At 50.2% G+C, this 13151-nt stretch carries 11 protein-coding genes; 7 read left to right on the top strand and 4 right to left on the bottom strand.

Annotation, left to right across the window (positions count from 1 at the left end; translation table 11 throughout):
• Positions 1–111 precede the first annotated feature (111 nt).
• Both H065_RS0101295 and H065_RS0101290 read right to left on the bottom strand, forming a co-directional pair.
• Positions 112–633: a Crp/Fnr family transcriptional regulator gene (locus H065_RS0101295; RefSeq protein ID WP_017811194.1), complete on the bottom strand. Its 522-nt coding sequence runs from the start codon at positions 631–633 to the stop codon at positions 112–114.
• Positions 634–648: 15 nt separating this feature from the next.
• On the bottom strand, positions 649–1308 hold the full coding sequence (locus H065_RS0101290) for an MOSC domain-containing protein (protein WP_017811193.1): 660 nt from the start codon (positions 1306–1308) through the stop codon (positions 649–651).
• Between the two features lie 142 nt (positions 1309–1450).
• Between H065_RS0101290 and H065_RS0101285 the strand changes: the two genes are divergently transcribed.
• Positions 1451–3439 (top strand): TPM domain-containing protein, encoded by a 1989-nt coding sequence (locus H065_RS0101285; RefSeq protein WP_017811192.1) that lies wholly within the window; start codon positions 1451–1453, stop codon positions 3437–3439.
• Between the two features lie 68 nt (positions 3440–3507).
• Positions 3508–4068 (top strand): acyl-CoA thioesterase, encoded by a 561-nt coding sequence (locus H065_RS0101280; protein ID WP_017811191.1) that lies wholly within the window; start codon positions 3508–3510, stop codon positions 4066–4068.
• Between the two features lie 126 nt (positions 4069–4194).
• Here H065_RS0101280 and H065_RS26770 read toward each other — a convergent pair whose 3' ends face one another.
• Together H065_RS26770 and H065_RS0101270 are read right to left on the bottom strand one after the other, a co-directional pair.
• Positions 4195–5004: an HNH endonuclease gene (locus H065_RS26770; protein WP_051058670.1), complete on the bottom strand. Its 810-nt coding sequence runs from the start codon at positions 5002–5004 to the stop codon at positions 4195–4197.
• Positions 5005–5065: 61 nt separating this feature from the next.
• On the bottom strand, positions 5066–5530 hold the full coding sequence (locus H065_RS0101270; RefSeq protein ID WP_017811190.1) for a hypothetical protein: 465 nt from the start codon (positions 5528–5530) through the stop codon (positions 5066–5068).
• Positions 5531–5743: 213 nt separating this feature from the next.
• Between H065_RS0101270 and H065_RS0101265 the strand changes: the two genes are divergently transcribed.
• The 5 genes from H065_RS0101265 (at position 5744) to H065_RS0101245 (ending at position 13143) form a co-directional block, all read left to right on the top strand.
• Entirely contained in the window at positions 5744–7033 is a 1290-nt protein-coding gene (locus H065_RS0101265; RefSeq protein ID WP_017811189.1) for an ABC transporter substrate-binding protein, read from the top strand.
• A gap of 132 nt (positions 7034–7165) precedes the next feature.
• Positions 7166–8041: a carbohydrate ABC transporter permease gene (locus H065_RS0101260; protein ID WP_017811188.1), complete on the top strand. Its 876-nt coding sequence runs from the start codon at positions 7166–7168 to the stop codon at positions 8039–8041.
• 50 nt (positions 8042–8091) lie between these two features.
• A complete protein-coding gene (locus H065_RS0101255) occupies positions 8092–8922 on the top strand; it encodes a carbohydrate ABC transporter permease (RefSeq protein WP_407944419.1) in 831 nt (276 codons plus the stop codon).
• Positions 8923–9232: 310 nt separating this feature from the next.
• Positions 9233–11218 carry a fibronectin type III domain-containing protein gene (locus H065_RS0101250; protein ID WP_017811186.1) on the top strand — a complete coding sequence of 662 codons (1986 nt, stop codon included), beginning with the start codon at positions 9233–9235 and terminating at the stop codon, positions 11216–11218.
• A gap of 305 nt (positions 11219–11523) precedes the next feature.
• On the top strand, positions 11524–13143 hold the full coding sequence (locus tag H065_RS0101245) for a DUF4127 family protein (protein ID WP_017811185.1): 1620 nt from the start codon (positions 11524–11526) through the stop codon (positions 13141–13143).
• Positions 13144–13151: the final 8 nt, after the last annotated feature.

Below are 13151 nucleotides of genomic sequence, written 5' to 3'. Positions count from 1 at the left end.
CTGAGCCAGAAATAGATCAAATCAATGGACGAAGCGAAAATTCTATACCATCCATGGTTGGGCTTTATTTTAAAATCATATCTATCAGCATATAAAAAAGCAGAACTCCTCCTATGAAATGGAAGAGTCCTGCTTTTTGGTCTGTGCGCGCAGCAGTCGGTTTACCGTCTCGCGCCGGAGTCCGATCAGCTGGCCGATTTCGTCCTGGGTAATAATTTCGGTAATCGGGATGTCCTTGAGATAGGTAGCAAACCAGTGTTGCAGCTGTTCCAGCTTGTCTGCCGGGGTAACCCGGGTGAGCTGGTCGATTCGCTGCTGCATCATGCGTAGCTTGTCCTGCAGCAGCGCAGCCACTTCATGATATCGGGCAGGATCGCGATTTAGTTGATCATACCATTCAGCCGCATGTACAATCTCGACTTCTCCCGAGATCAGCGCAATCGCTGTGCCGTGATAATTCATCGGACTGATCAGGGAATGATGCGGAATCATCTCGCCGGGCACGATGATATTAAATAAAAACATACTGCCGTCCTCGTGCAGACGCACTATCTTGAACAATCCGCTTTTGATGCGGTACAGTGGCCCGCTCTCTCCCTGACGGAACAAAGTCTCGCCTTTGTGAATGATCATGAGTACTCTCCTTCCCTAGCCGAGACGCTTGCTGAGGTGCTTATGCAGTGAAGAGGCAAGTGCTGGCTCATTCAACAGCTGGCGCAGCAGCGGAGTGTCTCCGCGTTCATGATACAGCACCTGATTGCAGTCTGCGATCGTTGTTCCATTGCCTTCGTGGCATATCCATTCAAACCGGTCTCCAGCAGTAACCTGACCCGGCTCCAGCACACGGAAATAAAAGCCGGAATAGCCGGTGTCCCGTACGCGCATAATCATTTCCTTGCGCTCCAGATACGCAGATAGCTTGAAGCAGGGCTGACGGGGCTGGCTGACTTGTACAACAGCCGACCCGATCCGGTAGACATCGCCGATGCGTACATTCTGTTCCTGCAGTCCACTCACGGTAAAGTTCTCTCCAAACGCACCAGCTTCAAAAGGACGATTCATCTGTTCGCTCCACCAGAGATAGTGATCTGCCGAGTAGACACAGGCGGCTTTGTCCGGACCGCCATGATTTTTCAGATCGCCCTGCCCGTCCTGTTCGAGTCCATCTGACGAGATGTTGACAGGATGTGGAACCGGCTTTTTGATGAATCCGGTGAATACGGTTTTTCCATCCCATTCCACATTGACCGGCATACCGGTATTTAAGGATAATAATTCTGGTAAAATAGCAGTAGTCTCTATCGACATGGGGAATACGCTCCTCCTCACAAACGATTTTCTTCATTAATACCGATAATTGTATCATAATAACGTATACAGACAATTCGGAAGCCGATTCTTCCCGCGAAAGTCTTCCCTGTGAAGCGCTTCTGAGGAGAAAGGAACGATCATGAACAATAAGCCACGAACTATTCGGTATATGCCGGTGATCCTGCTGCTTCTGCTTGCAGTAAATATATGCCTTTATCCAGGCAGTGCACTCGCGGCAGAACAGAAAGGTCATATTATGGATCATGCCAGCCTGTTTGCCGAAGAGGATATCAGCCGAATGAATGCCAGACTGGATCATCATACCTATGATCTGTACGTGATTACCGGCACGGGAATGAGTGAGTCAGAGGGGATGAAGCTGGCTAACGAAGTGTATGAACAGGCTGGATTCTCGGATAATCAGCTGCTGCTCATGATTACGACCGACCCTAATTATGTGCATCTGGTATTCGATAACGAGGAACTGTCAGAGCGGATTGCCCGCAGCAATGCAAGCAGTATCGCCGGGGTGACCGACAGCCAGTTTGTACCTTATGCCAAAAAGGGAGATCTGGCTGGTGGAGTCATTGCGGTTAGTGATTACCTCAATGGACTCGGCGACATTTCCAATCCGGATACAAGTTCAGCTTTGTCTGCAGCCGGACAGCTGCCTCTATCCGAGCAGAATGGTAAGTCTCTGCGCCAGGTGAGCTTTTACATTATAGGAGGATGCGTAGCTGCAGCCCTCCTGGTCCTGCTGATTGTGCGAGCCGTCGCTTCCGAGAAACTGCATCGCCGTCAGAAGAGACTTCGTGCACGAGTGGACGAGTGGAATGAGCGGTTGGGCAGCCTGTCCCATTCCGATTCTTCCGGTTCACTGGACAAAGGTATGCTTGGCGGATTTTCAGCTGCTGCGATAACAGCCCGTAAACTGGACATACAGAAGTATTCCAGTCAGCTGGACCGACTGCGTCAGTGTATTGATAGCCGGAACATCTCGCTGTTCTCTACTACCCGGCCTGCAAAGGAACTGCAGGGATTGGAGCAGCAGCTGAATGCACAAGCAGTTCAGATTGAGGAATGGCTGAAGTATGGCCATAGTTCTGTAACAGCAGATAATTCTCACCCTCTTGTGGAAAACTCCGAACTTGCTGGGCAGAGCTGGGATGGAGCAGTGGACGAGCTATCCGGACAATCTCCAGAGCAGCAGAGCCGGCGATGGCTAGACGATATTGAACATGCCGAACGGGAGCTGCGCTGGCAGATCGAACAAGAGCAGTTGATGATAAATACCGACAATCCTTTCCCTATGCTTGATCAGGCCCGCAGCGAGGCAGAACATCTGCCGAATCTGCTGGCTCGTGGAGATATAGACAGTATTCGCAGAATAGAGCAGCATATACGGGAGGCTCGCAGTCTGGTTGCTGATCTGATTCGTTACCGTGATGATGCTCGTGAGATGCTGACGCTGGCTCCGCAGCAGTTGGAACAATTGCAATTGCAGCCGGAACGGTATGAGCAGGAAGTAGAGCTGCTGCGGGAGCAGTACGCCAGAGTGCATATTCAGGAACAGCGTGATCGCTATGCCAGAATGCAGGAGCTGCAGTTCCAGGTCGAACAGCTGCTGCCGAAAATTGCCGATGCGCTGGATGAACATGATCAGCAGTACCGTCATGCGAATATGCTCACTACAGAGGTAAGAACGGCATTGGATCAGATTCACCACCAGCGAAACGCTATTCTCGGTTATAGGGATGAGCTGGATCTGCACAAAAAGCTGCTGATGGAAAATTGGGAGCTGATGAGTGCCCGTCACCGGGAAGGCGTACAATTGCTGACCGGTATTCCCGAAGAGGGACTTGCTGCGCTGCAATCCCAGAACGAGAGCTTTCATATGCTGGAGCAGGTCCGCCGCCGGTTGATCAATCCTCCGATTCATCTGCCGGAGCTGGAAGAAGCGATGATGCTGGCAGCTGCGAGACTGGATGCTTTTCTGCAGGATGTGCAGGAGATTATCGGAATATCCGATCTGGCCCAGCAGCCGGAAGCGTCGTCCACCGATACAGAACGTCCGGGTACACCATCCATGAGGTTGTTCAGAAATCACCCGGAAGACAATCATGAATGATAGGCAGTCCTGAATGATAAGTAATCCTGACAACCAGAATATTCAACGTAAAGAAGGTAGATCAACCCATGAAACATGACAATCTGCATCAATCTGCCACAGGTTCAGGCGAACCGGCAGCGACCAAGTATGTACGGGAAACACGCTGCTTCAAGACGGCACGCGTGTTTCCGACAGATGTTAATAATCACAATACGTTATTCGGCGGCAAGCTGATGTCCTATATCGATGATATCGCTTCGATTGCTGCCTCCAAGCTGTGCCGGGTTGATACGGTCACTGCGTCTACCGATTCGGTGGACTTTCTGTATCCGATTAATCCGTCGGATTCGGTTACGCTGGAATCTTTTGTGACCTGGACCGGTCGCAGCTCGATGGAAGTATTCGTCAAAGTCATCCGGGAGGATCTGAAGTCCGGTGAACGAAATATCGCAGCCACCGCCTTTTTGACTTTTGTAGCAATAGGGGAAGGCAAGCGCAAGGTGCAGGTGCCTACTGTGGTGCCGGAGACCGAAGAAGAGCGCAAGCTTCATGAAACCGCACCTTCCCGGGCGGCCATGCGCCGTCAGCGCCGGGAAGAAAGCAAGGAATTCGCCGATTATCTGACAACGGATTATCCATGGGAATAGCAGCGATCTGATCAAAATAACCAAAAGCAGCCCGGCTTTGTACGGTGAGTACAGAGCACAGGGCTGCTTTTTTTGTTGGAACCAATCGTTGATTATATGGTCCGGAACAGTTAATCAGCATTCTGTTCATTCCGGCTGGATGAAATGGGACAGGTCGTGATCGGCTTTGGCCTGATTGCACAGATTGCAGGCACATACGCAGTTGAGCGGTGTCGTATGGCCGCCGCGAGCCCGCGGCAGCAGATGGTCGATCGTATCGCCATATCCGCCGCAGAAATAGCAGGTATACTGGTCACGTTCCAGAATATACCGCCGGAAAGAGCGGTTGCTGTACAGACGGCGAATCGTATGCGGATTGACGACCACTGCCGCATATTCGCGGACGAGCACAATGGCGGTCTCCAGATCGCTTTCCTGGTGCCAGCGGCGTCCTTTGTCCGTGCGTCCGCGCATGTAGACAATCCCTTTACGGGTAGGGCGCAGTATCGACAGATCCAGTCCCTGTCCACGGATATCCTTTTGGTCGATAGAGGGCAGCTGACGATTGGGACGGACCGCTGTAATATGCGTAGCTCTTGCAGTCGGCTGCGGAGCCGGAGAAGGCTGGATCGCTGACGGAACGGTATGGGAAGCATGAGCTGATATCGGTTGTACCTGCACTTGCACCGTATCCGTAGCTGAGTTTACCTCGGGTGTATCCTTGATCTGATTTTTAAGCTGTTTGCGGCAGCTTCGGCAGGTACCGCGGCGCTGACTTCTGCCGGATTTGCGGCCTGTTCGCCGGGCATAATGCGACAGCGGGTGAAGCTCACCGCAGCGGGAACAGATTTTGGAACCCGGGTAATCGGTACTTTCCGATTCTTGAGTAGAGGAATCAGCGGGTACGGGTAAGTCGGTTGTTGTTTCCGGCAAATACTCCGGATGAGATTGCTGCATAGATTTCACCTATTTCCAAGTAAATTCGGATTGTATCAGTATCAGAGTAGATTCCTTCTATTTATAACGGTAAAAGGTCACGCCGTTTGGCAATGGGCTCACAATCCTTGCATACACCTACGAGACTACCGTCATCATTGGCATAAAAGGTCAGATGATTCACCTCTTTTTTGCAGTAAGAGCACTTTTGCATACGCAACTTGGATGGTGGCAGACCATTCTTCGACAGCGGCAGTGGACGGACAACAGCTGGACGTCCGGATAACTCTGCCGGTTTGCTATTGGTATCCGTTTTGCGGCGTGTATGGGAACGACGCTCACGAAAGGCTGCCAATTCAACAACGTTATGGGGCTTGGCAGTTGGTTTACTGCCATTATGGGATTCAGACGTATTCGCCGTGAAAGGTGGTGACAGCGTCTCGTTGGCTGCCGGTTTGATCCTTTTTTTGGAGGAGTGAAGAATCCAGCTAATCACGGCCAGAATAACAATAACAATCCCCATTACGATAATCCATGCAGGTTGCATGCGATTCACCTTCTTTGCTGAGTATTGGACAAGGTAGATCAAGATACTCCTTATTATATTACCTTTTAATTCCTGTACATCCCTTTTTTGTTACTGCCTAATTTGCTATAATGCGTGTCAAGGGTAGAAAAAAAGTATAGAATTATTTTTTGCCGTTATGTGTTACATATCGAGAGTATGGAAACGGTAGAGCCTAAGGAAGCTGGATAACATATGAAAGGAATGAAGACAGTGAACAAGAAGATCAAAAGCTTTACGATACTGTGTCTGCTCGTTGTGTTGGTCGCTTCTGTGCTCAGTTCGTGCGGATCGGATACCGGGAGTAAGAATGAGGAAAAGGGAAAGGTTACCATTAAGTTCTGGACGATTGCGCTTCAGCCCACATTTAATGAATACTTTAATACCCTGATTTCAGAATACCAAAAAAGTCACCCCGGCGTCACGATTGAATGGAGCGATTATCCATATGATGCCATCTCTAATAAGTTATTAACCGGAATTGCCAGTGGCAACGTACCGGATGTAGTGAATTTGAACACAGAATTTGCCAATCAGATGGCATCCAAGGGAGCACTTGCCGATCTGACGCCTTATTTGAGCGATGAAGAGAAAGGTTCTTACTTTGAAGGGATCTTTAATTCCACTGTATTGGACGGCAAGCCGTATGCCCTGCCATGGTATACCGGTACGGAAGTACTGTACATGAATACCCGCTTGGTCAAACAGGCAGGTCTGGACCCGGAGAATCCGCCGAAAACGCGTGATGAACTAAATGAATGGGCCCGCCAGGTCAAAGCCAAAACAGGAGCGAACGGCTATGCGCTGACATTTGCAGCCAGACTGTTCCCGGTAGAAGGTATCTCGATCCTGAATGAAGACAAAACGGCAGCGGCATTCAATACGCCGGAAACCCTGTCGATGATCCAACGCATGCAGCAGCTGATCCAGGAAGGGGTACTGGTTGGTGAAGATGCCAACTTTGACAAGCAGATCCAGTATTATTCTAGTGAACAAACTGCGTTCGAGATTGCAGGACCTACCTTTATTAACTTTATCAAAACAGCAGCACCGGATGTATATGAGAATACGGTAGCTGTACCGCTGCCGACAGGCAAAGCGGACGTGCGCTTGTCCAACACGATGAACCTGGTTGTACCGGCCAAATCGGCAGCACCGGAACAAGCGGCAGAATTTGCCAAATTCCTGACGAACGCTGCCAATCAGACGGCTTTTGCCAAAGCAGCCAATACGCTGCCAAGCACCAAGGAATCGATCAAGGACCCGTTCTTTACCCAGAATGACAACAAGCTGGAATCCCAGGCCAAAGTCGCTTCAGCCGAAAGTCTGGACAAAGCGGTCGACTATATGGTCGGTGTACCAAATGCAGGTGATGTGAACTCGGCAATCGCTCTGCAGCTGCAGGAGATTTTCCTGAATGGCAAAGATCCGCAGCAAGGACTTGATGCCGCAGAGCAGGCAGTCAATCAGGTTCTCAAACAATAAAATATCAACAGGAACAGATACAGGAACATATCTAGGTGAAGTCATTTTTCGTTAAATCCCGGTCGCATCTGCAGAGTATGGTTCTGCAATGAAGGCAAGATACTGACCCTCCAAAGGCGGTGGACGAACATAATGAGATGGATGAGAACCGAGACGTTTGCCGCGTGGGCCTTCATGGCTCCCGGATTGCTGATTGTCGCTGTGTTTGTATTATGGCCGATCATCTACGGAATTCCATTGTCTCTGACCGATTACTCGGTAATCGGCGAGACTCACTATGTAGGATTCGAAAATTATGTAACAGCAGTTCAGGATAAAAGCTTCCTGACCTCACTGTGGAATTCGCTGGTCTATGTACTGATTGTCCCTTTTATCCAGGTGTTCTCGATTCTGATGGCGATTCTGGTCAATACCCGACTGCCGCTGATCAAGGCATTTCGGGCGGCCTATTATATTCCTGTCGTCACCTCCATGGTTGCCGTCGCGCTCATGTGGAGCTGGCTGTTCAGCAACAATGGAGTCGTCAATTATATTCTTATGCAGCTGGGCATTATCCAGGAGCAGGTCGGCTGGCTGTCGACCAGCAGCACAGCACTGTATGCGCTAATGTTCATTACGATGTGGAAAGGCCTTGGTTATTACATGGTGCTCTATCTGGCTGGACTGCAGGGCATTCCGTCAGAGCTGTACGAAGCAGCGATGATCGACGGTGCCAGCCGCTGGCAGGTCATCCTGCGGATCACGGTGCCGCTGCTGCGTCCGCATATCCTGTTCTGTACACTCATCTCGCTGATGGGCGCGATTCGTGTCTTTGACGAGATGTTCGTACTGACCCAGGGTGGACCGGGCAATGCTACGCTAACCTCCAGCCTGTATATTTACCAGAAAGGTCTGGAACAGTTCAACTTTGGTTATGCATCGGCTCTCGGGTTGATTGTGAGTGTGATTGTCGGTGCGCTTAGCATATTCGTATTCCGGCTGAACCGGAGAGGCGGGGTGAGCTACTGATGAACAAAGCGATGGAACATTCCCGTAGCCATACGGTGTCATCCGTCAGGATGGCCCGTCGTGTGCGCAAAGTAGTGCGGTATACCTTTACGTATATTCTGCTCCTGCTGCTGGCTCTGCTCATGACCGGACCGTTCCTGTGGCTGCTGAGCGTCTCGCTCATGCCGGGTCGTAATGTATTCTCCAACCCGCCAGCCATTTGGCCTACCTTTATTGATTTTGGTAATTATGTGCAGGTCTGGAGCTATATGAACTTCCCCAAATATATTATGAACACGCTCATTATTACGGTGCTTGGTGTGGTATTCAATATCGTGCTGTCCTGTATGACTGCCTATCCGCTGGCGCTGTTCCGTTTTAAAGGCCGGGATATGGTATTCGCACTGCTGATTACAACAATGATTATACCGTCCGCTACCGCGATGATCGTGCACTATCTGACGATCCAGTGGCTGAATCTGGGCAACTCCTATCTGGGTGTCGTTCTGCCGGCAGCTGTATCGGTATTTAATATTTTCCTGATGCGTCAGACGTTCCAGGGAATCCCGTCCGAGATTCGGGATTCGGGGAAAATGGATGGTGCATCCGAGCTTCGTATCTGGTGGCAGCTGGTCCTGCCGCTGGTCAAACCCGGCATCGCCGTTATCATGCTGCTGGAAGTGATGGCTTTTTGGAATAATTTCCTCTGGCCGATTGTCGTTCTCGATGATCCGGAGAAATATCCGCTCGCTTCGGCACTCACATATTTGAATGGTCAGTTTTCGTATAATTTCGGCTGGATTGCTGCAGGTACCATCATTTCGGTTATTCCGATTATTCTGGTATTCCTGTTCACCCAGCGTTACTACATGGAAGGCCTGGCCGGTGCAGTCAAAGGATAAGCGCTTCGCTTATCCTTTTCTGTGCTGCCATTTACATAATCATACCTTCGACCAGCTGTTCCAAAAGGGTGTTTTCAGGCTTCTGCACAAGTACGCAGCATATTATGAAATCGGAAAAGGGGGGAATTCACAAAGAGTCTGTCCGGCACTCCAGACAGCTTCACGACAAAACGATCTCCGGCAGGTGCTCTCGCCAAAATAGAGAAATGGCAGAAACGGGTTGTATCGCGTATCGCAGAATCTACAAATTGCGCATTGGTGTAAGGCAGCACAGACACACCTATACCATTATGAGCCAGGAGGCTATCACATGAAGCGAAACAAGGGGTTATGGCGCTCTATATCTGTATTAATGATCTGGGCGATGCTCGGCAGTATGATTCCTGCAGGAGTGATCCATGCAGCAGAACAGCAGCAGGACTTTAGCAAAATGGACGTGATGCCGATTCCGGCAGTTACCCGAATTATTACACCTACCGGTGAATTACATGGCGATGACTGGGAACGGATCACAGCTGGCGGTGGCTGGGATGTAGATACCAACAAGGCCACGATGACACTGGAGTTTCCTTATCCCCTTTATCTGAATGGATTCAAGACGTTTCTGAATAGTGGGAGCAACACGACGGATTTTAGGCTGGAAGGGCTGGTTGACGGAGAATGGCGTGATATCGATGAGATGCAGTCTGCCTGGGAAGATCCTTCGGGCTATGCCTACTATATGCGGGCGATGACACCAGGATGGTACAAGAGTATCCGAATCAACTTTTTCAATAAAGATCCAAACAAAGCTGTTAATGTAACGACGATCTATCTGATGTCGGAGCTGTCACGGGTAAGCAATGCCAATGTACTGCCAGGGCAGAACACGCAGGGGGCTTTGCAGTGGGATGAAGTGCCAGGTGCCGAGAAATATGTTGTCAAATACGGACCGGAGTTTGGAGAGTATACCGATCAGGTAGAACTCAAGCCATCCGACCGGCAGCCAGGCAATTATTTTATTATCCCGGGGCTGGAAAAGGACAGGGTCTACCATGCTATTGTTGTACCGGTTGTGAACGGACGTGAGGGTAACCGGTCGGTCGATATGTCGATCATTATTCCAAGCTCCCGCTTCTTCCCGGGTGGAACCGGATTTGGAATTAATGAATGGGACAACAGCTGGCTGTACAACAAAATGGGTGATGGAAATATGAACAGTACCTGGGGATCGATGGCTTATGGATATGTAAAAGATCTTAATTATTATATCCAGATGCCATCGACGACCTATATGACTTCTCTGCAGGTGCTGCCTGCCGTGCCGGCAGATACGACGCTTACGTATACTGCCTATGGATGGAAAGATGGAGTGGCTACCGAGATCGGACACAAATCCTATGATCTGGCTGCACGGATTGGCCCGTATGTGCTGGACCCGATCCCGATTACACCGGACTGGTACGATCGCATCTCCATACACGTGAATTCGACCAATACAGCGGTCGAGACGTATGAGATTCTGTGGGATTCGGATATGGCTACCGTAGGAGGATTATGGACCGAGCGTGGAGATCATCAGGTGACATTGCATTGGAATCCTGTACCGAACGCCGATTATTATACGGTTACTTATGAATCTGTGATCTACCCGGTTAGTGGAACCATGCAGGTGAGCGCCGAAGCGTACAAAGGCTATCCTGTCACCGGATTGGTCAATGGACAAGAGTATACGTTCCGGGTCAATGCCAGCGTTAACGGACAGCTGGTTAATCCAACCGGAAAAGTTATAGGCAGTGCAACCGCGCCGAATATCAGCAGAGCAGTTCCTGCCGGAACGATTGCCAGCGGCAGCGCAGAACCGATACCGGCCTATGATCCATACTCGGTTATCGACAGTTATATGACTACCGGCTATTCATTATGGTCAGGCGGCACATTTGGTCTGTCCTTCCCATCACCGGTCAGTCTGAAAGGTGTGCAGATCTCCAGCTTCTCGATGGCTCCATCTATGCATAACTATACGATCTACGGACTGCAGGGCAAGCGCTGGATCAAGATCGGTCAAGGAACCATTACTCCAATGTACCGATTCAAAAGTGACCCATACGATCTGCTGCAAGACCCGATCGCAGTCAAGCCGGGCAAATACGAAGGCATTCTGGTGGTCGGTGAAGTAGATCAGGATGGAAATTGGGGCAGTATTGATCTGAATGATATCAAATTGATCTATGGCAATAATCAGGCTCCATCAAGTGTGACCGGTGATACGTATGGACAGCAGGGAACTGTGATCGGAGATACGTACATCCAGTGAACAAATGCGATGCATCATAAACTTGTATTCTTGCAGCGTGGCCAGATCAGCTGCATGCTGGTGCAGAATTTTACTTTTTCCGTTCGATATGATTGGATGTAAATACAGATATTTTTATCTATGGTTATAATTGTATATCGAGCTGCGAGGTATGGTCGTCAATTGATAACATCTCGCAGGATTCCGCAAACAGACACAGACAAAGATGCAGATGGATAAAAACAGTAACCGGTCGGTATGCTGCAATCAAGGTTATGGATAGCCGCATACCGATCAATACATAGTTCAAAGGAGCATGGATCATCATGAATTCTTCGCATGGCAAAAACGGTAAAATCGTGATTCTCCCACTGGATGAGCGTCCCTGCAATTATAATTTCCCCTATAAGCTGGGCAAAAGTACGGATTATAAAGTCGTTCGTCCTCCGCTGGAATGGATGGGGTGCAAAAAGCAGCCTGCCGATACGGCACGTCTATGGACGTGGACCGAACTGGAATGCCTGCGTGCCCAGGGCGCTGTCCTGTCACTGGATACTCTGCTGTATGGAGGCATTGTGCCTTCTCGTCTGCATGAACTGGATCAGGCAGAGATTGCCCGGCGGATGGATCAGTTGCGTCATCTCAAGGAACAGAACCCGAATCTGATCATTTATGCTTTTCAGCTGATTATGCGCTGTCCGCAGTATTCTTCTTCGGATGAAGAACCGGACTATTATGCCGACTGGGGCCGGGAAATTTTTCGTAAAGGTTATCTGGAACATCTGGATGAGGAGCAGGGGCTTGATCCCGCAGAACAGGAAGAATTAAGAGATATTAATGCCCGGCTGCCGCAGGAAGTGCTAATCGATTATCTGGGGCGCCGTGCGGTGAACCGCGAAGCCAACCGGCTCGCTCTCCAGTATGTGGAGGAAGGGATTATCGATTTTCTGATTTTCCCGCAGGATGATTCCGCTCCGTATGGATATACAGCCAGAGACCAACGGCTGGTTCGGGAAGCGATTCGCGAGAAACATCTGGGTCTGCGTGCATACATGTATCCGGGAGCGGACGAGGTGGGCTGTACGCTGATGGCACGTATGGTGAACCATTTTCAGGCAGCGGTGCCTTCGGTATATCTGCGATTTGGATCAATCGAGGGACCGCATATTATACAGGCATATGAAGACCGGCGTCTGTATGAGACACTCAAATACCAGATTATCGCAGCCGGAGGTATGGTTGTCTCCTCGCAGTCCGAAGCGGATTTGGTGCTGCTGCTGAACACACCGGGGGAAAAGATGGGCGAAGCGGTCAATCAGGGCAACCCTTCGGCTGGCTACGATACCGAGCGTACCCTCGTTGAACTGGTCGAATATGCGGGATATCTGCTGGATCGATCTTCTTCTGACATCCTTACAGCAGAGCATACTGATACGGTAGTGCAGGAAGAAGCTGACGGTAACATCGTACCCGTACAGACCAGTCGACCTGCTGTAGCGATTGCAGATATTGCTTATGCCAATGGCGGCGATCTGGAACTGCTCAGCCTGCTGCGTCAGCGTGGAATTCTGTATCGTCTGGCAGGATATGCCGGCTGGAATACCAGCTCCAATACGCTGGGTACCGTGATCGCCCAGTCAATGATCTATCTGCATTACGGCCGGACCCGGGAGCATCTGAATTTCCTGGCGCTGCGATATGTAGAGGATCTGGGCTATGATTCGATTGTCCGCAAAGCACTCAGTAGTGGACCGATTCAGGAACTCGGCCTGGATAAATTCCTGCTCGATGGTCCGCGCGGACAGGTCTCGCAGATGGTTCGCGAAGGACTGGAGCAATTTATCCGTGATCATCTGGAGCAGGAAGGGCACTCCGTGCGTATTCTGGATTGTTATATGCCTTGGAATCGGATGTTCGAGGTTGGGTTGAATGTACATGCAGATTAAGACGTATT

Origin of the sequence: Paenibacillus shenyangensis, from assembly GCF_000346635.1 — a bacterium.
Classification (GTDB): domain Bacteria; phylum Bacillota; class Bacilli; order Paenibacillales; family Paenibacillaceae; genus Saccharibacillus; species Saccharibacillus dauci.
Note: the sequence above shows the minus strand (reverse complement) of the source record. Positions and strands in the feature narration are given on the sequence as shown.

What these genes read in the sequence shown, in the direction of transcription:
- H065_RS0101295 (WP_017811194.1), bottom strand. Translation starts at nt 633, where the DNA reads ATGATCATTCACAAAGGCGAGACTTTGTTCCGTCAGGGAGAGAGCGGG.
- H065_RS0101290 (WP_017811193.1), bottom strand. Translation starts at nt 1,308, where the DNA reads ATGTCGATAGAGACTACTGCTATTTTACCAGAATTATTATCCTTAAAT.
- H065_RS0101285 (WP_017811192.1), top strand. Translation starts at nt 1,451, where the DNA reads ATGAACAATAAGCCACGAACTATTCGGTATATGCCGGTGATCCTGCTG.
- H065_RS0101280 (WP_017811191.1), top strand. Translation starts at nt 3,508, where the DNA reads ATGAAACATGACAATCTGCATCAATCTGCCACAGGTTCAGGCGAACCG.
- H065_RS26770 (WP_051058670.1), bottom strand. Translation starts at nt 5,004, where the DNA reads ATGCAGCAATCTCATCCGGAGTATTTGCCGGAAACAACAACCGACTTA.
- H065_RS0101270 (WP_017811190.1), bottom strand. Translation starts at nt 5,530, where the DNA reads ATGCAACCTGCATGGATTATCGTAATGGGGATTGTTATTGTTATTCTG.
- H065_RS0101265 (WP_017811189.1), top strand. Translation starts at nt 5,744, where the DNA reads ATGAAAGGAATGAAGACAGTGAACAAGAAGATCAAAAGCTTTACGATA.
- H065_RS0101260 (WP_017811188.1), top strand. Translation starts at nt 7,166, where the DNA reads ATGAGATGGATGAGAACCGAGACGTTTGCCGCGTGGGCCTTCATGGCT.
- H065_RS0101255 (WP_407944419.1), top strand. Translation starts at nt 8,092, where the DNA reads ATGGCCCGTCGTGTGCGCAAAGTAGTGCGGTATACCTTTACGTATATT.
- H065_RS0101250 (WP_017811186.1), top strand. Translation starts at nt 9,233, where the DNA reads ATGAAGCGAAACAAGGGGTTATGGCGCTCTATATCTGTATTAATGATC.
- H065_RS0101245 (WP_017811185.1), top strand. Translation starts at nt 11,524, where the DNA reads ATGAATTCTTCGCATGGCAAAAACGGTAAAATCGTGATTCTCCCACTG.